Origin of the sequence: Synergistes jonesii (assembly GCF_000712295.1) — a bacterium.
Classification (GTDB): Bacteria; Synergistota; Synergistia; order Synergistales; family Synergistaceae; genus Synergistes; species Synergistes jonesii.
Genome location: NZ_JMKI01000036.1, coordinates 18,240 through 44,097 on the forward strand (window position 1 = coordinate 18,240; position 25,858 = coordinate 44,097).

Annotated in this window: 27 protein-coding genes and 1 riboswitch; of the genes, 24 read left to right on the top strand and 3 right to left on the bottom strand. The window is 58.7% G+C overall.

Annotated features, from left to right (window positions below; translation table 11 throughout):
* The first annotated feature begins 156 nt into the window (after positions 1-156).
* The 13 genes from EH55_RS14205 (at position 157) to deoC (ending at position 12,085) form a co-directional block, all read left to right on the top strand.
* Positions 157-963, top strand: a complete 807-nt coding sequence (locus tag EH55_RS14205) for a formylglycine-generating enzyme family protein (protein WP_051682758.1) — start codon at positions 157-159, stop codon at positions 961-963.
* Positions 964-976: 13 nt separating this feature from the next.
* Positions 977-1,537, top strand: a complete 561-nt coding sequence (locus EH55_RS14210; protein WP_037976599.1) for a flavodoxin — start codon at positions 977-979, stop codon at positions 1,535-1,537.
* A gap of 279 nt (positions 1,538-1,816) precedes the next feature.
* Positions 1,817-2,359, top strand: a complete 543-nt coding sequence (hpf, locus tag EH55_RS08080) for a ribosome hibernation-promoting factor, HPF/YfiA family (RefSeq protein WP_037976601.1) — start codon at positions 1,817-1,819, stop codon at positions 2,357-2,359.
* A gap of 160 nt (positions 2,360-2,519) precedes the next feature.
* Complete coding sequence (locus EH55_RS08085) at positions 2,520-4,484, top strand: ATP-dependent helicase (protein WP_037976604.1); 1,965 nt, start codon at positions 2,520-2,522, stop codon at positions 4,482-4,484.
* On the top strand, positions 4,444-5,049 hold the full coding sequence (locus EH55_RS08090) for a dephospho-CoA kinase (protein ID WP_037976606.1): 606 nt from the start codon (positions 4,444-4,446) through the stop codon (positions 5,047-5,049). Before EH55_RS08085 ends, EH55_RS08090 begins: the two co-directional genes overlap by 41 nt.
* A gap of 5 nt (positions 5,050-5,054) precedes the next feature.
* Positions 5,055-5,158, top strand: a riboswitch (TPP riboswitch).
* 46 nt (positions 5,159-5,204) lie between these two features.
* On the top strand, positions 5,205-5,705 hold the full coding sequence (gene thiT, locus EH55_RS08095) for an energy-coupled thiamine transporter ThiT (RefSeq protein WP_037976608.1): 501 nt from the start codon (positions 5,205-5,207) through the stop codon (positions 5,703-5,705).
* Positions 5,706-5,720: 15 nt separating this feature from the next.
* Positions 5,721-6,434: a thiamine diphosphokinase gene (locus EH55_RS08100; RefSeq protein WP_051682759.1), complete on the top strand. Its 714-nt coding sequence runs from the start codon at positions 5,721-5,723 to the stop codon at positions 6,432-6,434.
* A gap of 74 nt (positions 6,435-6,508) precedes the next feature.
* Positions 6,509-7,126, top strand: a complete 618-nt coding sequence (locus EH55_RS08105; protein ID WP_037976611.1) for a site-2 protease family protein — start codon at positions 6,509-6,511, stop codon at positions 7,124-7,126.
* 10 nt (positions 7,127-7,136) lie between these two features.
* Positions 7,137-7,943, top strand: coding sequence for a 5'/3'-nucleotidase SurE (gene surE, locus EH55_RS08110; RefSeq protein ID WP_037976613.1), 807 nt, complete (start codon positions 7,137-7,139; stop codon positions 7,941-7,943).
* A gap of 421 nt (positions 7,944-8,364) precedes the next feature.
* The gene (locus tag EH55_RS08115; protein ID WP_037976615.1) at positions 8,365-9,627 is read left to right on the top strand and encodes an argininosuccinate synthase; all 1,263 of its coding nucleotides are present in this window, start codon (positions 8,365-8,367) and stop codon (positions 9,625-9,627) included.
* 220 nt (positions 9,628-9,847) lie between these two features.
* Positions 9,848-10,222, top strand: a complete 375-nt coding sequence (locus EH55_RS08120; RefSeq protein WP_070110121.1) for a hypothetical protein — start codon at positions 9,848-9,850, stop codon at positions 10,220-10,222.
* Positions 10,223-10,520: 298 nt separating this feature from the next.
* Entirely contained in the window at positions 10,521-11,429 is a 909-nt protein-coding gene (locus EH55_RS08130; protein WP_037976620.1) for a LysR family transcriptional regulator, read from the top strand.
* 2 nt (positions 11,430-11,431) lie between these two features.
* The gene (gene deoC, locus EH55_RS08135; protein WP_037976622.1) at positions 11,432-12,085 is read left to right on the top strand and encodes a deoxyribose-phosphate aldolase; all 654 of its coding nucleotides are present in this window, start codon (positions 11,432-11,434) and stop codon (positions 12,083-12,085) included.
* 96 nt (positions 12,086-12,181) lie between these two features.
* Here deoC and EH55_RS08140 read toward each other — a convergent pair whose 3' ends face one another.
* Positions 12,182-12,958: a MetQ/NlpA family ABC transporter substrate-binding protein gene (locus tag EH55_RS08140; protein ID WP_037976623.1), complete on the bottom strand. Its 777-nt coding sequence runs from the start codon at positions 12,956-12,958 to the stop codon at positions 12,182-12,184.
* A 440-nt stretch (positions 12,959-13,398) separates the two neighbouring features.
* Between EH55_RS08140 and ligA the strand changes: the two genes are divergently transcribed.
* From ligA to EH55_RS08175, 6 genes are all read left to right on the top strand, one after another.
* Positions 13,399-15,456, top strand: a complete 2,058-nt coding sequence (gene ligA, locus EH55_RS08150; RefSeq protein ID WP_037976627.1) for an NAD-dependent DNA ligase LigA — start codon at positions 13,399-13,401, stop codon at positions 15,454-15,456.
* Positions 15,453-15,776, top strand: a complete 324-nt coding sequence (gene gatC / locus EH55_RS08155; protein ID WP_037976629.1) for an Asp-tRNA(Asn)/Glu-tRNA(Gln) amidotransferase subunit GatC — start codon at positions 15,453-15,455, stop codon at positions 15,774-15,776. The genes ligA and gatC overlap by 4 nt, the downstream gene beginning before the upstream one ends.
* Before the next feature lie 2 nt (positions 15,777-15,778).
* On the top strand, positions 15,779-17,251 hold the full coding sequence (gatA, locus tag EH55_RS08160; RefSeq protein ID WP_037976632.1) for an Asp-tRNA(Asn)/Glu-tRNA(Gln) amidotransferase subunit GatA: 1,473 nt from the start codon (positions 15,779-15,781) through the stop codon (positions 17,249-17,251).
* 1 nt (position 17,252) lies between these two features.
* Entirely contained in the window at positions 17,253-18,710 is a 1,458-nt protein-coding gene (gatB, locus tag EH55_RS08165; RefSeq protein WP_037976634.1) for an Asp-tRNA(Asn)/Glu-tRNA(Gln) amidotransferase subunit GatB, read from the top strand.
* 179 nt (positions 18,711-18,889) lie between these two features.
* Positions 18,890-20,014, top strand: a complete 1,125-nt coding sequence (gene tgt, locus EH55_RS08170; RefSeq protein WP_037976870.1) for a tRNA guanosine(34) transglycosylase Tgt — start codon at positions 18,890-18,892, stop codon at positions 20,012-20,014.
* Positions 20,004-20,999, top strand: a complete 996-nt coding sequence (locus EH55_RS08175) for an L-threonylcarbamoyladenylate synthase (protein WP_236617101.1) — start codon at positions 20,004-20,006, stop codon at positions 20,997-20,999. Before tgt ends, EH55_RS08175 begins: the two co-directional genes overlap by 11 nt.
* 46 nt (positions 21,000-21,045) lie before the next feature.
* Here the strand turns inward: EH55_RS08175 and EH55_RS08180 are convergent, their stop codons facing one another.
* Positions 21,046-21,606 (bottom strand): HdeD family acid-resistance protein, encoded by a 561-nt coding sequence (locus tag EH55_RS08180; protein ID WP_081839519.1) that lies wholly within the window; start codon positions 21,604-21,606, stop codon positions 21,046-21,048.
* A gap of 217 nt (positions 21,607-21,823) precedes the next feature.
* On the opposite strand from EH55_RS08180, the gene EH55_RS13500 reads away from it, so the two are divergent.
* From EH55_RS13500 to EH55_RS08205, 5 genes are all read left to right on the top strand, one after another.
* Positions 21,824-22,447, top strand: coding sequence for a HutD/Ves family protein (locus EH55_RS13500; RefSeq protein ID WP_051682760.1), 624 nt, complete (start codon positions 21,824-21,826; stop codon positions 22,445-22,447).
* Positions 22,444-23,061, top strand: a complete 618-nt coding sequence (locus EH55_RS08190) for a hypothetical protein (protein ID WP_037976639.1) — start codon at positions 22,444-22,446, stop codon at positions 23,059-23,061. Before EH55_RS13500 ends, EH55_RS08190 begins: the two co-directional genes overlap by 4 nt.
* Before the next feature lie 147 nt (positions 23,062-23,208).
* Positions 23,209-23,472 carry a glutaredoxin family protein gene (locus EH55_RS08195; protein WP_037976641.1) on the top strand — a complete coding sequence of 88 codons (264 nt, stop codon included), beginning with the start codon at positions 23,209-23,211 and terminating at the stop codon, positions 23,470-23,472.
* 9 nt (positions 23,473-23,481) lie between these two features.
* The gene (gene cysK, locus EH55_RS08200; RefSeq protein ID WP_037976643.1) at positions 23,482-24,402 is read left to right on the top strand and encodes a cysteine synthase A; all 921 of its coding nucleotides are present in this window, start codon (positions 23,482-23,484) and stop codon (positions 24,400-24,402) included.
* Positions 24,386-25,012, top strand: coding sequence for a class I SAM-dependent methyltransferase (locus EH55_RS08205; RefSeq protein WP_051682761.1), 627 nt, complete (start codon positions 24,386-24,388; stop codon positions 25,010-25,012). Before cysK ends, EH55_RS08205 begins: the two co-directional genes overlap by 17 nt.
* Before the next feature lie 19 nt (positions 25,013-25,031).
* On the opposite strand, the gene EH55_RS13505 is transcribed toward EH55_RS08205, so the two are convergent.
* The gene (locus EH55_RS13505; RefSeq protein WP_051682762.1) at positions 25,032-25,733 is read right to left on the bottom strand and encodes a helix-turn-helix domain-containing protein; all 702 of its coding nucleotides are present in this window, start codon (positions 25,731-25,733) and stop codon (positions 25,032-25,034) included.
* Between the last annotated feature and the right edge of the window lie 125 nt (positions 25,734-25,858).

Sequence of the window (25,858 nt, forward strand, 5' to 3'; positions counted from 1 at the left end):
TTTTCAGCGGCTCTGCTATACGGCGCCGCTTTTGCGGCCCCGGCGAAGCGTACGAAGGAAGCGGGCGGACGCCGACGGACGCGGAGCTTTTTATAGGACCGCGAAACGACCTTTGGAGAGCGTTTCGGCTCTCGGCATTGGAGGGATATTTGAGGAATGACGATGCGAAAAATTTTCGCGGCGGCGTTGTTTCTTCTGGCGCTTGCCGCACAGGCGTACGCGGCCGGAGGGCTCGTACTGGTCAAGGAGGGCGCCTTCCGGATGGGCAGCCCTTCGTCGGAGGCGTGGCGCGAAAAGGATGAAGGCGCGCACGAGGTAATGGTGAGCGACTTTTACATCGGCAGGTACGAGGTGACGCAGCGCGAGTACTGCGAGCTGATGGGAGAAAAAGACTTCTCCTTCCGCGGCGACAACCTACCGGCCGAGAACGTCAGCTGGTACGACGCGGTGAATTACTGCAACGCGCTGAGCAGGAAGGATGGGCTGACGCCGGCCTACGCCGTGAACGGCAGAAGCGTCAGCTGGAATAAGGAAGCCGACGGCTACAGGCTGCCCACCGAGGCCGAGTGGGAATATGCGTGCCGCGCGGGGACGAATACGCCCTTTTGGACCGGCGCGAACATCACGCCTGAGGAAGCCGACTATTACGGAACGTACCCCTACGTTGACGGGCAGGGCGGCGAATACCGCGGCGAAACAGTCCCGGTAGACAGCTTCGCGCCGAATCGCTTCGGCCTTTACAACGTCCACGGCAACGTCGGCGAATGGTGCTGGGATATATACGGCGCGTACGATGGAGAGCGTAAAGATCCCTCGGGCGCGGAAAAGGGGCGCTGGCGCGTCGCGCGCGGCGGAGGCTGGAACGATTTCGGCAAACATCTGCGCTCGGCGTACAGAAGCGCGATGCCTCCCGATATGCGCGTTTACAATATCGGCTTCCGCGTCGCGCGTAACGTGAAGTAAGGAGTTGACTGCAATGAAAAAAATTGTCTCGGCCGTGCTCGCGGCGTTTCTCCTCTCCGCCGCGGCGGCGCACGCGGCGCCGGCGGGTCGGGGGGAAAACATACTCGTCGCCTACTTCTCCTATTCGGGCAACACCGCGAACATAGCGAAGGAGATTCATCGTAGGACCGGCGGCGACCTTTTTGAGATAACCATCGTCGATTCGTACCCGAGCGACTATCACGCCTGTCTCGCGCGCGCTAAGGACGAGCAGCAGAAGGACGCGCGTCCGAAGCTCCTCTCGAAGCTTGCGGACGTTAAGAAGTACGACACCGTGTATCTTGGCTATCCGAACTGGTGGGCCTCTATACCGATGCCGATAGCCTCCTTCCTTGAGGAGTACGATCTCTCGGGCAAGAAGATAATCCCCTTCTGCAGCCACGGAGGCGGACGCCTCGGGCGGAGCGTCTCCGCCATAGCGAAGCTGTGCCCCGACTCGGAGATATGCGAGGCGCTCTCCGTGCATTACGGCGGAGGCGGCACGCTCTCCCGCGACATCGATGCGTGGCTCGCCAGGCTCGCCGCAGAGAAATAGGCGCTTGGCTTGCAAAAAATTATTTAACGCGCGGGTGCCGGGAACGAAGAGCTTCCGGTACCCGCATTTTTTGCGCTCATCGATGAAGGTCGGCGCGGGCTCGGTCGGCACGCGGAAATATAAACCTCCACCGCGCGGCGGGCAGTTTCGTTCCTTTGAAGCTGCGGAGATGCGCGCTAAATCTGATTTCTTACGATATTTGTATATTTGAGCTAATTTGAATAACATGGTAGAATAACTTCAGTAAGTTAATATCGCACCAAGAATGGAGGAGTTGCTATGGAGGTACGTTTTCTTACGCGCAATGTCGAACTCCCCGGTGACATTAAGGAGTATATGGAGAAGAAGCTCTTCAAGATCGAAAAGTTTTTCGATCGAATTCTGGACACGCAGGTCGCGCTCAATTACAAGAGAGGCATGAACGTGGTAGAGATCACCTCGAACGTGAACGGCGTCGTGATGCGCGGAGAAGATTACGCTCCCGACCTTCGCAAGGCCTTCGACAAGGCTTTGAAGAATATCGAACGCCAGGTGAAGAGACATAAGAGCTATCTCACAGACAAAGTGCGCATGAAGGTGCAGGATATTTCCTTCGATATCGACCCGGAGCTTTTACCGCAGCAGGCCGAGAAAGAAGAACCGAAGCGCGAAATAGTAAAGATAAAAAAGTTTACGGTCGACGTCATGACGCCGCTTGAAGCGACGATGCAGATGGAGCTGCTGGGGCATTCGTTCTTTATCTTCAAGAACGACGAAAGCGGAGATATAAACGTCGTTTACCGCAGGGAAGAGGGCGGCTACGGGCTGCTCGAACCCAAATAGAGCGCACGCTTTTCAACGGCAGGTTTACAGCGCAGAATATCCCCTCCCCGTGAGGGGATTTTTTATGCCGTTTGGACGCGCGGGAAATTTATCGCTTGACCGGCGGCGCGACAGGCTGTAATTTTATCGTTATAACGCATCATGTTAAGGACGTGTGGCTATGGTTTGTAGAATGACTGGAGCGCTCAACCCGCGCCAGCGCGAGGCGGTAACGTACTGCGACGGAGCTCAGGTAGTGCTCGCCGGAGCCGGCAGCGGAAAAACGAAAGTGCTTACGACTAAAATCGCGTATCTCATAGAGGAGAAGGGCGTCAGGCCGTGGCGCATACTCGCGCTGACCTTTACGAACAAGGCCGCTCGCGAGATGAGGGAGAGGGCCGCCGCGATACTCGGCGGCGAGCTGCAGGGGCTTGAGATATCGACCTTCCACGCCTACGGGCTGCGCTTCCTCCGCAGGTATCACGAGGCGCTGTCGAAGGCCGGAGCGCCTTACCCTTTCGTCGTATTCGACAGGGGAGACGTTAAGAACGTCGTCAAGCGCGCGATGGCCGAGCTCAACATAAACCCCAAAAACCTCGAGGCGGCGAGCGCGCTCGATATGATCTCCGAGGCTAAGACGAAGGCGAACCCCGTGACGCGCGAGCCGAAAATATCCGAGCGCTGGCGCTCCCTATACGACGAATATCAGAAGCATCTGACAGCGCAGCGCGCGCTCGACTTTGACGATCTGATGGTGCTGCCGCTGCACATACTCGCGTCGAACCGCGATGTGCTCGAAGCGGAGCGTGCGCGTCTCGACTGGGTGCTCGTCGACGAATATCAGGATGTCAATCAGCCGCAGTATCTTCTTCTGCGCTGCCTGATCGAAGGCGGGCGTAAGATAATGGTCGTGGGGGACCCGGACCAGTCCATCTACGGCTGGCGGGGCGCCGATATGTCGATGATTTTGAATTTCCAGCGCGATTTCAAGGGAGCCAGGATGACGATTCTGGATCAGAACTATCGCTCCAGCGGAAACATCCTCGACGGCGCGAACGGCGTCATCAGAAACAACGACGACAGGCACCCGAAAGAGCTGTGGACCGCGGCGGAACGCGGTCGCCCGATATACCTCCGGCGCCATCTGACGGACGAAAAGGAATCCGAGTGGATTGCGGAAAAGATCGAGTCGCTCCACGACGACGGCTACGCCTACAAAGAAATGGCGGTCCTTTACCGTGTGAACGCACTGAGCCGCGGGCTCGAACAGGCGCTGCTCGAACGCTCGCTGCCCTACCGCGTGATACGGGGCGTCGCGTTCTACGAGCGCGCCGAGGTCAAAGACGTCCTCTCGATGCTGCGGCTTGCGGTCGATCCGCGCGACGCGCTTTCGCTGGCGCGCGTCGCGAACATCCCCGCACGCGGCCTCGGCAAAAAGAGCGCGGAGAAGCTCGGCGAAGCGATAGCCCGGATGAAGGAGGAAGAGGCCGCCGAGCTGTGGAAGCGCGTGCGCGAGGAGGGCGGCGGGCTGAAGGGGAAACAGGGGCTCGGCGCTAAGGCCCTCGCGTCGGAGATGCTCGCGATACTTGAAAGCTCCGACGATATATCGGACGCTGTGCGCACGATACTCGACGCGAACGGCTACAGGGGGTATCTGGCCGGGGCATATCCCGACGATTGGGAAGAGTGCGAGGGCAACGTTCTTGAAATACTGTCGGTCGTGCCGGAAGAGTGCGACGTGGCTCAGGCCTTGGCGGAGATTCCCCTCGTGACGGACCAAGATGCCGCGCAGGAGGATGATGACGCGGTCAATCTGCTGACGCTCCACGCCGCGAAGGGGCTCGAATTTCCGATAGTATTCATGACGGGGCTCGAAGAGGGCATTTTCCCCAACGCACGCTGCGTAGAGGAGGAGAACGGCATATCCGAAGAGCGACGCCTCTGCTATGTCGGAATGACTCGCGCCAGGGAGCGGCTCTTTATGAGCTGCGCATCGAGCCGCCTGCTCTTCGGAGGGATTCAGCGGAATCCGATGTCGCGCTTCATCGGCGAGGTTCCGCGCGATGTGAGGGTGTTAGAAGACGATGCGCAGGGGGGAGCCTATCATGCCGATAGTAGGGGTAACGGGAGACGTTGGCGCTGGTAAAAGCGCGCTCTGCGGCGAACTGGCGAAGTGCGGGGCGCACGTGATAGACGCCGACAGCGTCGCGCGCGCGCTGTGGGACGACCCGGAGATCAGGCGCAAAGCCGAAGAGCGCTGGGGGAAAGGCTTTTTCGACGCGCCGCGCAAAGAGATGTACGCGAAGATAGCGGCGAAGATATTCGGCGACGACGCTGAGTACGACTTCGCGTCGAAACTGCTCCACAAGAAAACTATGGAGAATATCCTCTCCCAGGCGAGGAGCGCCGGCGGCGTCGTGGTCGCGGAGATTCCACTGCTCTACGAAGGCGGCTACGAAAAGCTCGTCGATTTCGTCGTTTACGCCGCGTGCGGATTTGAAAAGCGCGTCGGGAGGAACGCGAAGCGCAGCTGGAGCGCGGGCGAGATAGAGCGCCGCGAGGCTCATCTGCTGCCGCGCGAGGAGAAGATCGCGCGCGCCGACTGCCTGCTGGTGAACGACGGGAGCGAAGAGGAGTGGCGCGAGAAGGCGCGCTCTCTTTGGAGGAAAATCTCGGAAGGCGAGCTTGACAAATCGGAAGCGTCCTGTTAAAACATTTCCAACATCGGGGGAGTCGAAAGACTGAGAAATCGACGCGAGTCATGACCCTTTGAACCTGACGCGGGCAATGCCGCCGCAGGGAAGATGCAGGAAATCCAAACGATCCCTTTCATCTCCGGTGTAATTTTTATCTGGGGGAATCACCGATGAAAATTCCTACAAAGGTCCTTGTGGAGGGAGCGCTCTCTATTGCGCTGTCGATAGCGCTTTCCTATTTCAAGCTTTTCACGATGCCGCAGGGCGGTTCGGTCAGCCTCAAGCTGCTGCCTCTTATCGTCTTCGCTTTCAGGCACGGGCCGCGCTACGGAGTCCTCGTCTGCGTCACGGCGGGAGCTCTGCGCCTTCTGCTGGGAGGCTACGTGGTGCACCCGCTGCAGGCTCTGCTCGATTATCCGGTGGCGAGCGGGCTCATCGGCATAGCGGGATTTTTCCCGCACAAAAAATGGCTCGGCGTTATATGCGCCTGCTTCGCCTCTTTCTGCGCCGCCGTCCTCTCGGGTGTCGTCTTTTTCGCCTCCTACGCGCCGGAAGGCGCGAGCGTGTGGCTCTACTCGATAGGCTACAACGCGAGCTACGCTCTGCCTGAGATATTGATTTTGGTCGCCGCGGTGTATATCATTATGCCGAGGCTCGAAAAATTCAAATAGGAGAGGGCGTCCGCTTTGCAGAAGACAGGCATTCCGCATGTCGCGATAGAATGCGAAGGAGAAAAAGCGCAGCGCTCTGCGCTTTTTGTTTTGGGAGGAAGAGAGCCCGACGCCGCGTGGTTTGCCGCCGCGGCGAAGGGGCGCGAGGTGTGGGCCGCTGACCGCGGCGTCGAGATATGCCGCAAAGCCGGCGTGATCCCCGACATGCTGATCGGCGACTGCGACAGCGCCGCGCGCGAAAGCTGGGAGTGGGCCGGGGCGCTTGGGGTGCCGTGTGAAAAATTCCCAAGCGACAAAGAGCTGACGGATTTTCAACTGGCCGTTAAAATATTCTGCGAAAGAAATAAAAACGCCGCGAAAAAAATATTTTTGACCGGCGCGTGGGGCGGCAGATTCGACCATTTATGGAGCGTCGTCATCTCATTTTTGAACTTCCCCGCGCCGCACGTTCCATTCTGCGTCGCCGACGAACGCGAGGGGCTCGCGCTGCTTGCCGGCGCGGAGGAAATGAAATTTACTTTTGACGGAAAGCCGAAAGCTCTTTCGCTGATATCCTTTTCGGAAAGGTGCGAAGGCGTCTCTATCCGCGGCGCGCGCTGGCCGCTCGAAAGCGTGGAGCTCTGCTACGCGTTTCCCTATGCGCTCAGCAACAGGCTCGTGGACGGAGTGGACGCGCTCGTGTCGTGCGGAAGCGGACGCCTCGGCTTCTATTGGCTGTGGGATGAATGATTCGCTGTAGGGCAAAAGCCTCTATCGTGTTAAAATATCCCTCGTGAACTCTATGAGAACAGGGATGTGTTTCGATGCTGACTAATATATTTTCGCAGGCCGGCCTGGCGAATCTTCTTTTGAGCCTCCCGGCCGTGCTGTGGGCCATAACATTTCACGAATACTGCCACGGCTATGCGGCAAGGCTGCTCGGCGACCCGACGGCCGAGCGCGAGGGAAGGCTTTCGCTGAACCCTCTCGCGCATCTCGACCCGGTCGGCGCGATATGCCTTCTGCTCTTCCGCATCGGCTGGGCGAAGCCTGTGCCGATCGATACGAGATACTTCAAACATCCGAGGCGCGACATCGTGATCGTCAGCCTTGCCGGGGCCGCCGGAAATTTTCTGACGGCGTTCGTATGCGCGCAGCTCGTGAACTTCCTTCCGGCGCTTTTCGGGAGTTGGGGGGCTCAGCAGTTCATACTTCTGATGATAATCATCAACCTCGGGCTCGCTTCCTTCAACCTCGTGCCGATACCGCCGCTCGACGGCTCGCGCATACTCTATGTGCTGCTGCCGCCCTCCTGCCTGAAATATTACTTCTGGCTCGAACGCTACGGGATGATCATCATCTTAGCCCTCATCGTGCTGAACGTCTTCCCCTACCTAATGCAGCCGATAATGTCCCTGCTTCTCAGGCTTTTGCTCGTGTAGGAGCGCCGCGATGAAAAAAATACTCATCACCAACGACGACGGGATATTCGCCGAGGGCATATGCACGCTCGCGAAGACCTTCAGCGCGGCGGGCTACGAGGTGCTCGCCGTCGCTCCGGACCGCGAGCGCAGCGCCTCGGGGCATTCTATGACGATGGACAGGCCCCTGCAGATAAATAAAGTCGACGGCGCGGCGCTCGGCGGCGATTTTGCCGCCTATTCGTGCGACGGCACGCCTACGGACTGCGTGATAATGGGAGTCGAAGTGCTGAACTTCGTTCCGGATCTGCTTCTGTCCGGAATAAACTGTGGCCCGAACCTCGGCGACGACTTCACCTATTCCGGTACGGTATGCGCTGCGCTCGAAGGGCTTATATACGGCTATCCTTCTATCGCGCTCTCTCTGCTCTGCGGCTCGCGTTCGGAGGAAAAACATTTCGCGACCGCCGCCGACGCCGGACTTAAAATAGCCGAGTGGCTGAAAAAGCATCCTATGGAGCCGGACGTGATGTACAACGTCAACGTGCCGAACCTGCCCGCTAAGGAGATCGCCGGCGTCCGCGTGACGAAGAAGGGCACGCGCCGCTACCATGACAAGATCACAGTCGTCAAGACCCCCTTTGGCGGCGAAGCGTACTGGGTCGGAGGGAGCATCCACGACGAGCTGAGGAGGGAGACCGACGTCTGGGCCGTCGCGCACGGCTACATTTCGATAACGCCAGCCCATCTTGAGGTGACGGCGTTCGATGCGTACGAAGCGGCGAAGCGAACGCCGATGGAGTCCGAAATTTTCGGCGCCCTGACGAAGAAAAAATGAACTATTTTGTGTATGAAGTTAAATTATTTTTTTTGTTTCGTAACAGGTTGACAAATACAATTCAAATGGTAAAATACCACACAAGTTTTTTAGACCGCAGCGAAGGAGGGGTGTTATTGTGAGCTTTGCAGCCGCCGAGAATGTAAGACGTATACGACGAATCGACTTCCGTAGGCAGATGTTAGTGTGCGATGACGGGATTATAAATTCGATCGCTCGGCGACAGAGATAGAGCGCCACAGGCTGAAAGCGCTTTTCGCAAAGAGAATCACAATTTCGCGCCCCGGAGCATGATCGATCAAGTGGACATGTTTCAGCGTCAACCAGGGTGGCACCGCGGGTAAATTCGCCCGTCCCTGTTCCTAATCGGACAGGGACGGGCTTTTTTTTAATTTTAAGGAATATCCAGGAGGAATGCAAAATGGCGGCGGAGAGAAAAGGAAAGGTAGTATTGGCGTACAGCGGCGGACTTGACACATCAGTGGCCATTCCGTGGCTTCACGAACAGGGATACGACGTCGTAACGCTTACGATGCACGTCGGACAGCAGGCCGACAACCTTGAAGAGATAAAGGCCAAGGCTTATGCGGCCGGCGCCGTAAAGGCCTACGTAGTAGACCTCCGCGAGGCGTTCATCGACGCGTTCGTATGGCCGTCGCTCAAGGCGAACGCGGTCTATCAGGGGGTCTATCCGCTCAACTCGGCCCTTTCGCGCCCGATGATCGCTCAGGCCCTTATCTGGTGCGCCGAAAAGGAGGGCGCCGTAGCGGTGGCCCACGGCTGCACCGGCAAGGGGCAGGATCAGGTACGCATCGAGGTCGCGTGCAACGCGCTCAACCCCGACGTCGAAGTCCTCGCTCCGGTACGGGACTGGGGCTTCTCGCGCGAAGAGGAAATGGACTACGCGGCTGCTCATAAGGTCCCGGTGCCTACTACGAGAAAGAGCCCCTACAGCATCGACGACAACCTCTGGGGGCGTTCGATAGAATGCGGCATCCTCGAAGACCCGTGGAACAAGCCGCCGGAGGACGCCTACAAGCTCACCGTTGATCCGAAGGACGCGCCGGACGAAGAGGTCTACGTCGAAGTCAGATTCGAAAACGGCGTCCCCGTAGCGGTGGACGGCAAAAAAATGAGCTCCATCGAACTCATCGACTTCATGAACAAGACGGCGGGCAGGGCCGGCTTCGGGCGCATAGACATGGTGGAGGACCGCCTCGTCGGCTTCAAGAGCCGCGAGGTCTACGAGTGCCCGGCCGCGCTCTCGCTCATCAACGCCCATAGGAAGCTCGAGACTCTGACGCTCGCAAAGGACACGCTGAAGACGAAGAAGGAGTTGGAGGTCCGCTTTGCTGAGATGACCTACGAGGGCTACTGGTTCTCGCCGCTGATGGAAGCGGTGCAGGCCTTCATGGATTCGACGCAGAAGAACGTCAACGGCACTGTGCGCATGAAATTCTATAAGGGCAACTGCATCGTCGACGGAATGAAATCGGACAGCTCCGTCTACAGCAAAGCGCTCGCAACCTACTCGACCGGCGACATATTCGACCAGTCCGCGTCGGTCGGCTTCATCAAAATATGGGGAATGCCGATAAAGACGTGGCGCCAGACGCACAAAGAGAAGAATATCAACCCGATCGACACGCTCGTCATGCAGAAAGGCAGGGACGCGACGAAATAAAATTCTGAACGCCCGAGCGGTGCGCAAGAGAGGCGGCTACTTCCGTTGTTGCGGGAGCGGCCGCCCTTTTTTGCACGGCGCGCATTGCGAAGAAGTTTCCAGCATGGCTCGGCATTTATGAAAATATTCTTTTATTGACTTAATCGCATTTTTGTGAGATAAAGTATAAATGATATTTATCTGATTCGGATAGCTCCTTTATCCGCGAGAGGGGGAGAAGATGATGAAGGCTCTTGCCGTTTGTGCGGATAGGAAGCGCTTCGGCGTCCTTTTTGCGCTCATTCTGATGTTAGCCGCTTCCTTCATGCCGTTATTGCATTCGCGCCCGCTCCTCTATGAGTTCGGCGGCGATGCTTCGGCTTACCGCTCTTTCGATAATTCCTTCGGCACGCTCTCCGCACTGGCCGCTTCTCTGCCCTCCGAGGCTTGCATGAGCCTGCACGAAAGGCAGGAGGGGCAGGCCGACGTTCATGGTTCTCCCGCGCTCTCGGAAGGCGCCGGGGCGTACTTTGCCGGAATATTTTTGCCGGCGGCGCTTCCGTTTTCTCTTTTCGGCGGCGTCGGCGCCGTAAAATTCATCCGCAAGCGGGAGTAAAGACACCCGAAAAACACTCAAAAAACGAAAAAATTTTATATAGGCAGCACAGGATATTTATCTTTTATCAGCGAACGCAACGGGTACGTCCGGAGCATCCTGTCCGCTTTCTCAAAAGTCTTGCGGCGGCGCGGTTTTTTACGTATCTCGGCAGGCCCGCGCGCCGGCGCTTGAGCGTACGGCGTGAGCTTTCGCGCCCGCGCTTCCAAGGCGCCGGCGGTCGCGGCGAGAGTTCCGCGTCCGGTTAAAATGATCGGCAAATATTTATCGTATAGAATATAATTGGCGAGGTGATCAAATGCACGAAAAGGGGATAGAGACATTTCTTGCCGTAGCGATGTCGAGAACGCTCGGCAAAGCCGCGGAGCTGCTCAACGTTACACAGTCGACGATAAGCTATAACCTGAGCGAGCTTGAGAGCGAAATGGGAATGATACTCGTCGACCGCCAGAAGGGAATGAAATCGATACACCTCACGCCAGCCGGGGAGAGCTTCCTTCCTCTCGCGCTGAGATGGCAGGAGGTCAGCAGGGAGATCGGAAACGCGCGAAACCCGGGCTCGGCGTATTCACTGACTGTAGGAGGCTCTGAGGGGGTCAACTGCCGCCTGCTTCCCGAGGTGTACAGCGCGCTGCTCGAGCACGACCCGCCCGTTTACCTGCGCATAGAGACGGATCCTTCGGACAAGCTGTACGAGGCGGTGGAGAACCGTATGCTGGATGTCGCTATCACTCTGCACGAGGAGAATACGCGCTACGTTCAGGTTGAACCGTTTTATAAAGAGGGTTTCGTCGTCGCGCGCATACCCTTCGACGGCGAGGATACCGCGGAGTTCATCAAGCTCTCTGAGCTGCGGCAGGACGGCGAGCTGTACATAGAATGGAGCAGCGGCTACAGGCTGTGGCACGACCATATCTGGAACCCGATCAAGTCCTTCCGCGTGAAGGTGGATTCCGTCGGACTTCTCACCTCTCTGATGAAGCATCCCGGGCAGTGGTGCGTCGTCCCGGCCTCCGCGGAGGTGCAGTTCAGGAGGGAGCTGCCGTGCGCAGTCTTCCAAAGGCTCTACGACTCGCCGCCCGACCTCGTCTATTATAAGCTGACGCACCGCTATCCGAAGTCGAGCGCTGTGCCGGGGCTTACGATATTCGGCGAGATGCTTAAAGCGAAATTTTCCGAACGGAAAATGGAGGGAAAAAGACAGTAAAGATGAGATTAGCGCGGTATATCGACCATACGAATCTGAAGCCGGAGGCTTCGGCGGAGGATATCAAAAAACTTTGCGACGAAGCGCGGCGCTGCGGTTTTGCGTCGGTGTGTGTCAATTCGTCGCGCGCGGCGCTTGCGTCGGAGTGCCTTAAGGGAAGCGGCGTCGCGGTCTGCGCGGTCGTCGGCTTTCCCCTCGGCGCGGCCTGCGGCGAGGCGAAGGCCTTTGAGGCCGCGGCGGCGGCGCACAGCGGGGCCTCCGAGATCGACATGGTGATAAACGTCGGGCTGATAAAGGACGGCGACGACGCCGCCGCCGAAGAGGAGATAAGGGCTGTCGTCGAAGCCGTCCCGTCGTGCGTCGTGAAGGTCATCATCGAGTGCTGCCTGCTCAGCGACGGCGAGAAGCGGCGCGCCTGCCGCGCGGCGATGCGGGGCGGCGCTCATTTCGTGAAGACCTCGACTGGGTTTTCGTCGGGGGGCGCGACCGTCGCCGACGTGAAGCTGATGCGGCAGGCGGTTGGGGATAAAATGAGGATAAAGGCCGCGGGAGGCATACGCAGCGCGAAGTTCGCGCGCGAGCTCATAGCGGCCGGAGCCGACAGGATAGGCGCTTCGAAGTCGATCGATATCTGCGCGGAGGAAAGGGCCGAATGATTCGCCGAAGGCGGTAAACGTAAGCGGAATTGACGAAAAAAGGCAGGCCGTGCGGCCTGCCTTTCGATTCCTCCGCGCCTGCGCGGCGCGAGATTTTTAGAACGCCGGCACGACGCCCTTCGCCGACAGCTTTTCCGTGATGAATTTTTTTACCTCGGGCGAGTTCAGCGCCTTGGCGAGGGCCTTGATCTTCGCGCTCTCCCTCTCCTTGCTGCGGCATGCGAGGACGACCGCGTAGGGGGATTCCTTCGACTCGAGCGCTAAGGCCTCTTTCGTCGGGTCAAGGCCGGCGTCCACCGCGAAGTTCATGTTGATCACGGAGATGGCGGTGTCGGGAAGCGTGCGCGGGAGCTGCGGCGCTTCGAGCTCTATGAGCTTGAGCTTTTTCGGATTCTCCACGATGTCGGCGGCGGTCAGCTTGTTGCCTGGCTTCATCTTCAGCAGCCCTTCGCGCTCGAGCAGCTTGTACGCGCGGAAGCCGTTCGTCGGGTCGTTGGGCACGGCGACGACGGATCTGTCTTTTACCTCCTTAAGCGACTTTACTTTCTGCGAATAGATCCCTATCGGCAACAGATGTACCTTGACGAGGGGGACGATGTCGAGATTTTTCTCGCTCTTCATGTTCTCAAGGTAGGGTATGTGCTGGAAAAAATTCGCGTCGAGGCTCTTGTCCTGAAGCGCTAGGTTCGGCTGGACGAAATCCGTGAATTCTTTGACCACAAGCTCGTAGCCCTCCTTTGCGACGACGGCCTTCGCGACGTCCGCTATCTCTTTCGCCGGGAAGGGGGTTACGCCGAGTATTATCTTTTCAGCCGCCGAAGCGGGAGCCGCGAGCGCCGCGAGCGCGAGCAACGCAAATATTATCTTCTTCATAGTAAGACCTCCGATTTATTTTTTTGAACTTTACGTTTTGCCCTTTGAGTTCTGCCGCCTCCTTCCATTCAAAAGGCAATAAAAAAGAGCCGGACCGCCATGCGGCGTGCCCGGCTCCCTGTGGACGACGCGAGTTAAGCGCCGCTCCGTTGGGGAGAGGAGCCGCCGCAGCTGCGCATCATCATGCACATTATCGAAGCGTTGCCGTGTATCGATTTCATCGCGATCGCTCTCCTCCTCAGCGCCTGTGCGCTTGAACGTTGCGGAGATTTTATAACGGCGCCGCGGTAAATGTCAAGCCCGTCTTTGATTATCCTCCGCGAGGTTTGGGAAAAGTCCATCTTGAGAGCGCAACTTGCGCGCGATCGCGTTATTTTGTGTTGCTAAGTCTTTCGCTAAAAGTTTATAATTAATCGATATTGCGAAAAGAGGAATGATCGATGGACGGGTACGAGAGCCTCAAGGAGCGGGCGAAGGAGCTTCGCGAAGAGCTGGCGCGTCACGCGAAGCTCTATTATGTCGACGACGCGCCCGAGATATCCGACTTCCAGTACGACGCGCTTATGCGCGAGCTACAGGTTATAGAAAAGAATCATCCGGAACTCGTAACGGCGGACTCTCCGACGCGCCGCGTCGGCGGAGCGCCGCGCGAAGGCTTCGTCAAGGTCGTCCACGCGATGCCGATGATGAGCCTGGAAAACGCGCTGAACCGCGCCGAGCTGGCCTCCTTCTACGCGCGCCTTCAGGAGACGCTGCGCGACGACGCGGCGGAGGTCCTCTGCGAGCCGAAGATAGACGGGCTCGCTGTCTCCCTCGTTTACGAGGACGGCCTCTTTGCAAGCGGCTCGACGCGCGGCGACGGCCAGGTCGGCGAGGATGTGACGCCCAATCTGCGCACGATAAAGACTCTCCCTCTGCGCCTGGCTCAGGAGCTGCCGGGACGCTTCGAAGTGCGTGGAGAGGTGTGCATAGACAAAAAGGGCTTCGCGGCTCTGAACGCCGCGCGCGAAGAGAAGGGAGAGCCGCCATTCGCTAACCCGCGCAACGCCGCCGCCGGCAGCCTCCGCACGCTCGACCCGCGCGAAACGGCCAGGCGCAGCCTGAAAATCTACCTTTACCATATAATAGGCGCAGAGAGCTTCGGCGTTTCCACTCAGAAGGAGATGTTGGAAAAAATCGCGACGCTCGGCCTGCCGATGCAGGGAGCCGAACGCCTCTGCACGAACATCTCGGAGATAAATTCGTATCTCGACGAGTGGGAGACGAAGCGCTTCGAGCACCCTATAGACACCGACGGTGTAGTCGTCAAGCTGAACAGGCTCGCGCTCAGGGAGGCGCTCGGCGTCACGGCCAAGGCGCCCAAATGGGCCATCGCCTTCAAATTTCCGCCGGAAGAGAAGCTGACGCAGCTGCGGAATATCGAAGTCACCGTCGGACGTACGGGCGCGCTCACGCCCACCGCGGTATTCGACCCGGTACATCTCGCCGGCACGGTGGTAAGGCGTGCCGGGCTGCATAATCAGGACGAGATAGACAGGATGGATGTCAGAATAGGAGATTTCATCTGGGTGCATAAGGCGGGGGAGATAATACCGGAGGTCGGCAGGGTCGAGCTCTCCAAGAGGCCGCAGGATGCGCGCCCCTTCAGGCTGCCCGCGGAGTGCCCCGTCTGCGGCTCGGCGGCCGTGCGGCTGCCCGGCGAAGCGGCGGTCAAATGTACGAACAGCGCCTGCCCCGCGCAGCTCAAGGAGCGAATAATCTACTTCGCGTCGCGCCAGGCGATGGACATCTCGGGGCTCGGCGAAAAGATCATAGACCAGCTCGTGGAAAAGCGCCTGATACGCGATTACGCGGACATTTACGCCCTGAAAGAGGAGGCGATCGCGGGGCTCGACCGCCTTGCCGAAAAATCCGCCCGCAACCTGATCTCGGCTATAGAAAAATCGAAAAGCCGGCCGCTCGGCGCTGTGATAAACGCGCTTGGGATATCGAACGTCGGCGAAAAGACGGCGAACGACCTTGCTGAGCGCTACCGCTCCCTGCGCGCGCTGGAAAAGATTTCGCGGGAGAGCGAACGGGAGCTCGAACTCGCGGACGGCGTAGGGCCGGTGCTCGCGCAGTCGCTCCACGCTTGGTTCAGCGAGCCTCACAACGAGGGGCTGCTCGCGCGCCTGGAAGCGGCCGGCGTGAACTTCGTCTCGAACGAGCCGAAGGCGGAGAGGGGCTCTATGCCGTGGAACGGCCTGAAATTCGTGCTGACCGGGGAGCTGTCGTCGATGACGCGCGCCCAGGCCGGAGAGAGGATACGCGCGCTGGGGGGGGAGACGTTGGAGAGCGTGAGCAAAAAGACGAGCTTCGTGGTCGTAGGTGAAGCGCCGGGCGGCAAGTACGCCAAGGCCCGGAAGCTCGGCGTGCCGACTCTGAACGAAGAAGAATTTTTAAAGAAGCTGAACGATGCGAAAGAAAATAATTCCCCGGCTACGGAGGTAATGAAATGATAGAAAAAATGGAGATGGACAGGGAGCGCCTGCGCGAAGTGCTGACCATGTCGCGGATAGGCCTGCCGGAAGAGGACTATCAGGAGGTCTTGGACCGTGTGAACGATATTTTGCGCCTCTGCGACAAGATGCGTGAGATAGCGCACGAGGAGGTCAAGCCGTTCGAGTGGGAGGTCAAAAAAGCCCCGGCCCGCCGCGCCGACGAGCCGAAGCGCTGGAGCGGGCGCGACGAATTCTTAGCGAAGGCGCCGGTGCGCGACGGCGATTTCTTCCGCGTGCCGCGCATCATAGCGCTGGAAGAGGAAGAGGAGGAGGCGTAGCGATGGAGCTTTTAGGATTATCGGCGCGCGAAATAGCCGCCGGCGTAAAGGCGAAAAAATTCACCGCCGAGGAGGCCGTGCGCGCCTCGATAGAGCGCATAAAGAGATACGATAAAAAATACAACGCTATAGTGGCGCTCTGCGAAGAGGAGGCCGTAGCGTCCGCGAAAAGGGTGGACGAAGCCGTCGCGCGCGGGGAAGAGCCGGGCGCGCTCTGCGGCGTCCCCTACGTCGTGAAAGACAATTTCTGTACGAAAGGCATAGTGACGACCTGCTGCAGCAAAATGCTCAAAGGCTGGGTTCCGAACTACGACGCGACGGCCGTCGAAAAGATGAAAGAGGCCGGCGCGGTGCTGATCGGAAAGGCGAACATGGACGAGTTTGCGATGGGCAGCACGACGGAGAGCTCGATATTCGGGGCTACGCTGAACCCGCGCGACAGGACGCGCGTCCCCGGTGGAAGCTCCGGCGGCAGCGCCGCGGCGGTGGCCGCGGGCTATGTGCCGGTCGCCCTCGGGAGCGACACCGGCGGCTCCGTGCGCCAGCCGGCCGCTTTCTGCGGCGTGCAGGGGATGAAGCCCTCCTACGGGCAGATAAGCCGCTACGGGATAGTGGCCTACGCGTCGTCGCTCGACCAGGTCGGGCCGCTCGCCGCGAACGTGGGGGACCTGGCGCTTCTGATGGACGTCCTTGCGAAGGGAGACCCGAACGACACGACCTGCGACGCCTACGAGCGCCCGTCGTTTACAGGCGCCGCGGCGAAAGCGTCGCTTGCCGGCAAGAGGGTCGCGCTGCTGACGGGCTACGACCGCGGCAGCCTCGACGCGCCTTTATCTGCGGCGATCGACCGCGCGGTCGAGATTTGCCGCGCAGAAGGCGCGTCTATAATTGATGTAAAACTGCCCATAACGATGGAGCACAGCGTCGCCTGCTACTATATGGTCGCGCTCGGCGACGCCAGCTCCAAGCTCGCCTGCTACGACGGCATGCGCTACGGACACCACGCGGACGGCAGAAACCTTTCCGAGATGTACAAGAAGAGCCGCATGGAGGGCTTCGGCGAGGAGGTGCGCAAGCGCATACTCGTCGGCACCTGCATCCTCACGCGAGGCTACTACGAAAATTATTTTGTGCCGGCTATGAAGGTGCGCCAGCTCATCTCCGACGAATTCAAAAATCTCTTCGAAGAGGCCGACATGCTGATCTGTCCCATCTCCCCGGCCCTTGCCTACAAGCGCGGGCTCGGCGAAAAGGATCCCGTCAGGATGTACTTGGGCGACGTCTTTACGACGATCGCGAACCTGGCCGGTCTGCCGAGCGTGAGCCTCAACCTCGGCTTCACGGCGGAAGGGCTGCCGACGAACGTGCAGCTTCTCGCGCCGCGCTTCGGGGACGACGGGCTGCTCTGCTGCGCCGCCGCGATAGAAAGAGCCGCCGGCGCGCCGCATATCGCCGAACTGACGGAGGATGATTGAAATGAAAAGAGAGGTAGTAATAGGGCTTGAAATACATCTCCAGCTCAAAACCAGGACGAAGCTCTTCTGCAGCTGCTCGACGGATTACATCGGGGCCACGCCCAACACGAACGTATGCCCGGTCTGCCTCGCGGTGCCCGGCACGCTGCCGGTGATAAACGACCTCGCGGTCGACCTCGCCGTCAAGATGGGGCTCGGCCTGCACTGCGATATACAGGACGGCACGCGCTTCCACAGGAAGCATTATTTTTACGCGGACCTGCCCAAAGCCTACCAGATAACGCAGTACGAACACGCGATAGCGCAGGGCGGATATCTCGACATAATAGCGGAGGGAAAGAAAAAGCGCGTCCATTTAGACCACCTTCACCTCGAAGAGGACGCCGGGAAGCTCGTCCACCCGACGGCCGACGGACGCCTTTCCGGCGCGGCCTACTCTCTAGTCGACTACAACAGGGGAGGGATGCCTCTTTCCGAAATAGTCTCGCGGCCCGAGATGAATTCGCCGGCGGAGGCTCTGGCCTACATAGCGCAGATTCGCCAGCTCGCGCGCTATCTCGACGTCTCGGACGGCGAAATGGAATCCGGCTCCCTGCGCGTCGACGTGAACGTCTCGCTCTCAAACCCCGACGGTTCCCTGGGCACGCGCGTCGAACTGAAGAACATAAACTCCCTTAGATCGATCGGACGCGCGCTCGAATATGAGATAGCGCGCCAGAACCGCGTTTTGGACGAAGGCGGAGAGCTTGAGCAGGAGACGCGCCTCTGGGACGACGCCGCCGGCGTTACGCGTTCGATGCGCAGCAAGGAGGGCGCGCGCGACTACCGCTACTACGTGGAGATGGACCTTGCGCCTATCGACGCGAAGCCGGATTACGTCCGGCGCATACGCGAGAGCCTGCCGGAAATGCCCTGGGACAAGCGCGACAGATTCGTGTCCGAGTACGGCCTTTCTCTCGAAGAGAGCCAGCAGATTACCGAGCAGCGCGAAGTCGCCGACTACTACGAGGAGATTGTAAAGGCCGGCGCTCCCGCCGCAAAGGCCGCGAACTGGATGCGTACGGAGGTCCAGCGCATACTGCGCGACGACGCCCTCGACATAACAGAATTCCCCATATCGGCCCGTCGCCTTGGGGAGCTCATATCGAAGGTGGAGAAGAAAGAGCTCTCCAACACGCAGGCTAAGGACGTCCTGGCCGCGATGTACGGCGAAAAGCTCTCTCTCGAGGAAGCGATGAAAAAGTGCGGCGCTTCCGGCGAAAAGATGACCGGCGGCGCGCTGGAAGCCGTCGTCGAAAAAGTTTTCGCGTCGCAGCCGGAGGCCGTCGACGCGATCAAAAAAGGCGCGGACAAGAAGGGCGCTAAAGTTAAATTCCTTCAGGGGCTCGTGATGCGCGAGACGCGCGGAAGCGCCGACCCGGCCGAGGTCGCGCGCACGGTCGCGGAGCTGCTGAAATAAAGGAATAAAGGCGCCTCGGCTGAGCCAGATAGAAGTTCGGCGCGGCGGCGCAGGTCGCGCCGAACTTTTTTGCCGCGCCCGCTGCCTGCGGCGCTGCGCTGTGCGATATTTCGTCAAAAATATTGTATAATCATTCAGCCGGCGCGGTATCCGGCCTTTAGCGAATGGGAATGATGGCGATGTTCGAGTACAAACTTATAGCCGAATGCCGGCAGACTGGCGCGAGGGCGGGGGTGTTGACGACGCCTCACGGAACGGTGGAAACGCCCGTATTCATGCCGGTGGGCACTCAGGCGACCGTCAAGGCGATGACGCCGGAGGAGCTCGAAGAGCTCGGAGCTCAGATCATCCTCTGCAACACCTACCACCTGCACATGCGCACGGGCGAAGATATCGTCGAGGAAGCCGGCGGAGCGCACCGCTTCATGAACTGGAAGCATCCGATACTCACCGACAGCGGCGGCTTTCAGGTCTTTTCGCTAGCGAAGCTGAACAAGATAACGGACGAAGGGGTAGAATTCCGCTCCCATATCGACGGCGGCAAGCGCTTCATGCGTCCCGAGGATTCTATGGAGATACAGCAGAAGCTCGGCGGCGATATCGCGATGGCCTTCGACGAATGCGTCAGCCTTCCGACGACGCCGGAATACTCACGCGCCGCGATGGAGCGCACGATAGCGTGGGGCAAGCGCTGCCGCGATCATCACAGCCGCAAAGACCAGGCCCTCTTCGGGATAGTGCAGGGCGCCCTCTACGAGAGCCAGCGCATAGAGTGCGTCGAGCGCCTTGAGGAGATCGGCTTCCCAGGCTACGGCATCGGCGGGCTCTCCGTCGGCGAAAGCCACGCCGAGATGTACGGTGTGCTCGACGCGCTCTGTCCGAAGATGCCGAAGGAGAAGCCGCGCTATCTGATGGGCGTCGGCTTCCCGACGAATTTGATAGAGGGCGTTGCGCGCGGCGTCGACATGTTCGACTGCGTGCTGCCGACGCGCAACGGCCGTAACGGGCAGCTCTTTACGCGCTTCGGCAAGATGAATATAAAAAACCTCTCCTACGCGCGCGACTTTACGCCGCCGGACCCGAGCTGCGGCTGCTACGTGTGCCGGAACTTCACGAGGGCTTACCTGCGCCACCTTTACACGGCCGGAGAGATTCTCGCCGCGCGCCTCTGCAGCTGGCATAACCTTTATTTCCTCGTGAATCTGCTGCGCGACGCGCGCAGCGCGATCGTCGAAGGGCGCTTCCCGGCCTTCCGGCGCGATTTTATGGAAAATTTCATGGAGGGGGCCTACCTTGACGAGTGATTCCCGATCCGCGATAGAAGCGCGCGTCTCTGCCAAAATAGCCTCCCTCTCGGCCGAACAGCTGAAGCTGGTCGAAAAAGGCGCGCGGATAATAAGGCGCGGCGGGCTCGTCGCCTTCCCGACGGAGACCGTTTACGGCCTCGGCGCGGACGCGTTGAACACGGACGCGGTGGCTGCGATATACGAGGCGAAGGGGCGCCCGTCGGACAACCCGCTGATACTTCACGTTTCCTCGATCGCGATGGCCGAAGGAGTAGTCGAGATAAACGCGCGCGCGCGCATACTTATGGAAAAATTCTGGCCGGGGCCTCTTTCGCTGGTCCTTACCGCGAAAGACGTCGTGCCGTCGCGCACGCGCGGAGGGCTTTCTACCGCCGCCGTGCGCATGCCCGACGCCGCTATAGCGCTTGCTCTGATAGAAAAGTCGGGGCTGCCGATAGCGGCTCCGAGCGCCAACGTCAGCGGACGCCCGAGCCCTACGGACGCCGAAACGGTGCGCTCCGACATAGGTGCGAAAATTCCCCTTGTGATAGACGGCGGCGACACGCGCTTCGGCGTCGAATCGACAGTTATAGACATGACCGCGGGGAGCGCAGTGCTTCTGCGTCCGGGCGGCCTCTCGAAGGAAGCGATAGAGGGGGCGCTCGGCGAAGAAGTCCTGCTGCCGCAGGATCAGAACATAATAAGGCGCTCCCCCGGCACGAGATACCGCCACTACGCGCCGTCTCTGCCGCTCGTGCTCTGCTGCGCTCAGGACGTGCCTAAAGGGGCGCGCAGATGGGCGTGGATGGGCATAAGCGAGCCGCAGGGCGAGCCCTGCGCTCAGATGATATTCAAGGACAAAGCCGAATACGCGAAAGAGCTTTTCCGCGCGCTGCGAGCGCTCGAAAAGAGCGGAGCGGAGATAATATACGCCGAAACGCCCGACGAGACGGGTATAGGAAGGGCTCTGAAGGACAGGCTGCTGCGCGCCTCGGGAAAATAAAAGGGCCGCCCTTAAGGGAGGCCCTTCTCTACGTCGCGTTCCCTTCTTACAGCCTCTTTCCCAGCTCCGAGAGGCCGCGCCCCAGCATGATGAGGCTCAGCCCGCCGAATATCAGGTCGAAGCCGAGAATGATGCCGATGACGACCGCGCCCTCAAAAAAGTTACGCCACATCATGAACGCGAGGATTATGCTCAGTATTCCGGAGAGCAGGACCCAGAGCGAGCCGCCGACCGCGCGCATGCGGAAATATTCGACTACCCTCAGCACGCCGTCGGCAAGGAAATACGCCGCGAGCAGAATCGACAGAGTCATCACGCCGGCGAGCGGATGCGTGAGGAAGAGCACCCCGGCGACGATCGATATCGCGGCCATAAAGGCCTGCTGCCACGGGCTTACGCCCTCGCGGAAAGCGCCGTAGGCCCCCAACGCGTTTGAAAAACCTACCGCAAGCAGGAAAAAGCCGACCAGCGTCTCTATAGCGAAAGAGGCGAGCAGAGGCATCGCAAGCGACAGGACGCCTATTAGCAGCAACAGCCCCCCTACGATGTAAAACCTTCTCTTGCTCTTTGCGCAATCTTCTTTGGAAAAATCTTCGCTGAACAGCATGACGTCAACCTCCGTAAAAAGCCGCGCCCAGCGGCGCACAAGCCCGTTTGAAAATCGTTTAGAGTATATCATAACAATTAGCGAAACGCCCTCTTTTTGTGCTATTCTTTTAAGGTAAAAGAAGGAGGATGCCGCGAAATATCATCCCCGCGTTATCGTCATAAAGCGCGCGGCTGCTCGCGTCATAAGGAATAAAAAACTTCGAGGAGGAGACGACATGAGAGACGCTCCGATGACGATAGCGAGAAAAAAAGAATTTGAGCTCGATCATAAAAGGTGGAGCGGCGGCATAACGACGCAGCTTGCGATATGGCCGGAGGAGGCCGACTACGCGTCGAGGCGCTTCGACTGGCGCATCAGCTCCGCGGCCGTCGAGGATGAGAGATCGACCTTCACGCCGCTGCCTGGCGTTCACCGCCACATCATGACGCTCGGCGGCGAGATGACGCTGACGCACGAGGGGATAAGGACGCGCGTGCTGAAGCCTCTGAGCGACGTCGAAGAATTCGAGGGAGAGTGGAGGACTACCTCGGTCGGCCGCTGCACCGATTTCAACCTGATGCTGCACGCAGGCTTCCGCGGGCGCATCGCGCCGCTGCACGCTGCGGACGTGACAACGCTGCCGTCTGCCCCTTCCGAGGTGGTTTGGTACGGCATATATTTCGCGGCCGACGCGAAAGCAGCGATCAGATATGACGGCTATCGCGTAGAGCTTTCGCAGGAGAGGGGAGACTTCGTTCTCATCAGCTACAGGCCCCGGCTATGCGTGGACGTGATGCTTTCGTTCTCTTCCTCCTCTTTTGTTCCAGCTGTTTCGGCGGCGGTGTGGCGCGGGATATGATGATAGGGGCGCTTCGCGGCGCGGCCGTATCGAAGTTGCAGTTCGCCCCGGGCTCGCGCTGGGAGGAGGCTCTGATCGTCGAAAAGAATCTGCCGCCGGCCGAGCTGCGCGCATGGCTTGGCTGTTTCAAAGATTCCCATATCGGCGCAGAGGCCTTCTTCGAAATCAAAGGGACTCAGGCCTTTATCGGCGCGCGCTTGGCGTTTTCGCCGGCCGTCGCAGACGAAGCCGCGCGCGTCGCGGAAAAATTCATTTCGAGCACGGGCTTAGCCGTCCACGATTTTATAAAATCCGCAGAAAAAATTTCCGACGCTCTGCTTTTCCTCGGCGAACCGGGCTTCATGGAGCTGGGGCTCGTCAACATGTGGCAATCCTTCGGCCCATTGCCCTTCTGGAAAAAGGAGGGCGGCTCTCCATTTGCGCGTCTGAACGCCGCCCTTTTGCGCGACGGGCGCTTTGCCTCGGAGCTGCCTGCGCCGCCGGCAGTGGAAATAGCTTGGGACTCTCCGCTGCCGCACTGGATGGGCGTTTGCCTGTCGAGAGGCGCCGGCGGAAAATATTTTCTCGATATGGCGGCGGCTGAAAAATTTTTGACGAAAGACACGGCTTTCTGACAGGGCGCGTCGAGGCGCGCTAAATTTATTTTATCCGGCCGATGAATTCAATGCTATAATCAGTCGAAATTATAAGAGATTTCCCGGCGCGTAGACGCGCCCCGCGTGACGCGACGGAACTTAAAATCGATAGGGAGATGACTTATTATGAAAGAAGTGAAAATGTTTATGTTCGAAGGCTGCCCACACTGCAAAAAAGCGCTTGAAATAAAGGCGGCGCTGCTGGAGGCCCGCCCCGAATATAAAAAGGTGCCCTTCGTCATGATAGACGAGAAAAAAGAGCCGGAAACAGCGGATAAATACGATTATTACTACGTGCCGACATTCTACGTCGGAGACGATAAAATCGCCGAAGGCGTGCCGAGCGAAGAGGGTGTCGCGAAGGTCTTCGAACTTGCATACGAAGAATAGCGTTCTGACATGAAAAACGTATCGGACCTCGAAATAATGGAGCTCGTTGGCGGCACGCCTCTCTACAGGCTGAAAAAGGATACCGGCGGCGCCGAGGTGTGGGTCAAGCTCGAAGGCTCGAACCCAGGCGGCTCCATCAAAGACCGCGCTGCGTGGGGGATGCTGAAGGACGCGCAGGAGCGCGGGCGGCTCTCCGACAGCTCCGTGATAGTCGAGCCGACGAGCGGCAACACCGGTATAGGGCTCGCGATGCTCGGGCGCGCTCTCGGGCTTTCCGTCATACTCACTATGCCCGAGTCGATGTCCGCCGAGCGCCGCGCGGTGCTTTCCACTTTCGGGGCGGAACTTATACTGACGCCAGCCTCCGATGGGATGGCAGGCTCCGTCGCGGCCGCGGAGAAAATATTAAAAGAAAATCCCAAAGCCGTCATGCTCGACCAGTTTTCCAATCCTGGCAACCCGAAGGCCCACGAGGAGACGACCGGACCGGAAATACTGGCGCAGCTGCCGGACGGCAAAAAGCTCGCCGCCTTCGTCGCCGCCTTCGGCACCGGAGGCACGCTGACCGGAGTGGCTCGCGCGCTCAGAAAAGAGCTCCCGGACGTCAAAGTCGTGGCGGTCGAGCCGGCTTCCAGCCCTCTTATGACGAAGGGACACGCTGGGCCGCACAAGATACAGGGAATCGGAGCGAACTTCGTTCCCAAAAACCTCGCGGTGAAAGAAATCGACGAATTCATGACCGTTACTGACGACGACGCGATCGATACGGCGCGCGCACTTGCTGCCGAAGAGGGGCTCTTCAGCGGAATATCGACCGGGGCTAACGTGTACGCGGCGATAGAAATTGCTAAAAAACTGCCCAGAGACAATATCGTGGTAACGGTGCAGCCCGACAGAGGAGACAAATACCTCAGTGTTTTCACCGCGTAGCCGCTATCACACTACTATGGCGCAGTCGGCAGACTTCATAAAGGAAAAGATGCTCTTCGCGATGAAGTTCGCCGCGGCGCCGCGCACCGTGGGCAGCGTTACGCCGAGCTCGCCGTACCTTGTCTCGTCGATGTTTCTAAACGTCGACTGGCAGAGCGTCGGCGTGGTAGCCGAGCTCGGCGCCGGCACAGGCGTGATGACGAAAGAGATATTGAAACGCAAGTCCCCGGGTAGCCGCTTCTTCGCCTTTGAGATAGAGAGAGGGCTTCGTCTGAGGCTGAGTCGCGAGCTGAAAATAAAAATTTACGACGACGCCGCGAAGCTGCCGCAGGTCCTTGACAGAGCGCGCGTCGGCAAAGCGGACTTGATAGTCTCGGGGCTGCCTTTCGCGGTGCTGCCGCGCTGTGTTACCGCGGCGGTCATGGACGCGGTGCAGCGAACCCTTTCAGACGAGGGGATATTTGTCGCCTTCCAGTATTCGCACCATATGAAAAGTTCATTTGAAAGCATATTCGAACAGCTCTCCACGAGGCTTGTCGTGATGAACATCCCCCCCGCGGTCGTCTACGAATGCAGGGGAGTAAAGCGCGGCGCCGGCTGCTGTGATTAAAAGTCCCCGCCGCCGGGCGCTAAACGCCGTGTATGATGTTTGACAGGGCGCAGATGGCTTTGCCGTAGATTTGGAAAGCGGCTGTGTCGTTTTCCTCCGCGGGAATGTTCAGGGTTTTTCCGTCTTCGGCAATCAGCTCCACGCTTCCGTCGGGAATTAAATGAATCTTCTTGAATGCAAATTTATTATGGTATCGTATAAGGGCGACGTCCATGCTCTCCGCTCTTTCGGCAGGGTTTACCACCACGCGCGAGCCTCTCACGATGCCCCAGCCCGCGCAGGAGACTTCGGCTATGACGGCGAACGGCGGCTGACTGTCGTCGATTCTACTCTTTAAAATATGTTTTTCCAGAAAGATGAGCTCGTCCTCTTGAGTCATCTTATACAGCTCTTTCATTAAGAGCCCGTTATAAAGCCGTTCCATATCTTCAAAGCTTCTCACTACTATAGGGACGAAGGAGTCTTTGCTCCCCGCCGTTTTGTGAACGCCGTCGTCTGTATGAGGCTTTGCAAAACCGTCTTCTTCTCCAAGAAGATAATTCACGCTGGCTCCCAGCGCCGAAGATATTTTAGGAAGATATGTCGCAAGCGGGATCCGTTTGCCGCTTTCCCAGTTGATTATCGTCCATTTTGAGACGCCGACGATCTCTCCGAATTTTTCCTGAGTGATTTTCTTCTCTATTCTTTTTTTGTGGATCCGTGTTCCTAAAATATTTTCCATTTGTCAATTATCAAATTGAAAAAATTGTTTTTCAAGATGATTTATGTCAATCATAATTGTTGACGAATGTCATATTTCAAGTATAATCTCAATGGTTATTGCACAATTATCAACATAACAAAAGA

Excerpts from the sequence above, each read along its gene's own strand:
- EH55_RS13500 (WP_051682760.1), top strand. The coding sequence starts at position 21,824 with ATGAGAGACGCTCCGATGACGATAGCGAGAAAAAAAGAATTTGAGCTC.
- gatA (WP_037976632.1), top strand. The coding sequence starts at position 15,779 with ATGGAGCTTTTAGGATTATCGGCGCGCGAAATAGCCGCCGGCGTAAAG.
- EH55_RS14205 (WP_051682758.1), top strand. The coding sequence starts at position 157 with ATGACGATGCGAAAAATTTTCGCGGCGGCGTTGTTTCTTCTGGCGCTT.
- EH55_RS08140 (WP_037976623.1), bottom strand. The coding sequence starts at position 12,958 with ATGAAGAAGATAATATTTGCGTTGCTCGCGCTCGCGGCGCTCGCGGCT.
- thiT (WP_037976608.1), top strand. The coding sequence starts at position 5,205 with ATGAAAATTCCTACAAAGGTCCTTGTGGAGGGAGCGCTCTCTATTGCG.
- EH55_RS13505 (WP_051682762.1), bottom strand. The coding sequence starts at position 25,733 with ATGGAAAATATTTTAGGAACACGGATCCACAAAAAAAGAATAGAGAAG.
- gatC (WP_037976629.1), top strand. The coding sequence starts at position 15,453 with ATGATAGAAAAAATGGAGATGGACAGGGAGCGCCTGCGCGAAGTGCTG.
- EH55_RS08195 (WP_037976641.1), top strand. The coding sequence starts at position 23,209 with ATGAAAGAAGTGAAAATGTTTATGTTCGAAGGCTGCCCACACTGCAAA.
- hpf (WP_037976601.1), top strand. The coding sequence starts at position 1,817 with ATGGAGGTACGTTTTCTTACGCGCAATGTCGAACTCCCCGGTGACATT.
- EH55_RS08190 (WP_037976639.1), top strand. The coding sequence starts at position 22,444 with ATGATGATAGGGGCGCTTCGCGGCGCGGCCGTATCGAAGTTGCAGTTC.
- EH55_RS08130 (WP_037976620.1), top strand. The coding sequence starts at position 10,521 with ATGCACGAAAAGGGGATAGAGACATTTCTTGCCGTAGCGATGTCGAGA.
- EH55_RS14210 (WP_037976599.1), top strand. The coding sequence starts at position 977 with ATGAAAAAAATTGTCTCGGCCGTGCTCGCGGCGTTTCTCCTCTCCGCC.
- cysK (WP_037976643.1), top strand. The coding sequence starts at position 23,482 with ATGAAAAACGTATCGGACCTCGAAATAATGGAGCTCGTTGGCGGCACG.
- EH55_RS08180 (WP_081839519.1), bottom strand. The coding sequence starts at position 21,606 with ATGCTGTTCAGCGAAGATTTTTCCAAAGAAGATTGCGCAAAGAGCAAG.
- EH55_RS08120 (WP_070110121.1), top strand. The coding sequence starts at position 9,848 with ATGATGAAGGCTCTTGCCGTTTGTGCGGATAGGAAGCGCTTCGGCGTC.
- EH55_RS08115 (WP_037976615.1), top strand. The coding sequence starts at position 8,365 with ATGGCGGCGGAGAGAAAAGGAAAGGTAGTATTGGCGTACAGCGGCGGA.
- ligA (WP_037976627.1), top strand. The coding sequence starts at position 13,399 with ATGGACGGGTACGAGAGCCTCAAGGAGCGGGCGAAGGAGCTTCGCGAA.
- EH55_RS08105 (WP_037976611.1), top strand. The coding sequence starts at position 6,509 with ATGCTGACTAATATATTTTCGCAGGCCGGCCTGGCGAATCTTCTTTTG.
- deoC (WP_037976622.1), top strand. The coding sequence starts at position 11,432 with ATGAGATTAGCGCGGTATATCGACCATACGAATCTGAAGCCGGAGGCT.
- tgt (WP_037976870.1), top strand. The coding sequence starts at position 18,890 with ATGTTCGAGTACAAACTTATAGCCGAATGCCGGCAGACTGGCGCGAGG.
- EH55_RS08085 (WP_037976604.1), top strand. The coding sequence starts at position 2,520 with ATGGTTTGTAGAATGACTGGAGCGCTCAACCCGCGCCAGCGCGAGGCG.
- surE (WP_037976613.1), top strand. The coding sequence starts at position 7,137 with ATGAAAAAAATACTCATCACCAACGACGACGGGATATTCGCCGAGGGC.
- gatB (WP_037976634.1), top strand. The coding sequence starts at position 17,253 with ATGAAAAGAGAGGTAGTAATAGGGCTTGAAATACATCTCCAGCTCAAA.
- EH55_RS08090 (WP_037976606.1), top strand. The coding sequence starts at position 4,444 with ATGCCGATAGTAGGGGTAACGGGAGACGTTGGCGCTGGTAAAAGCGCG.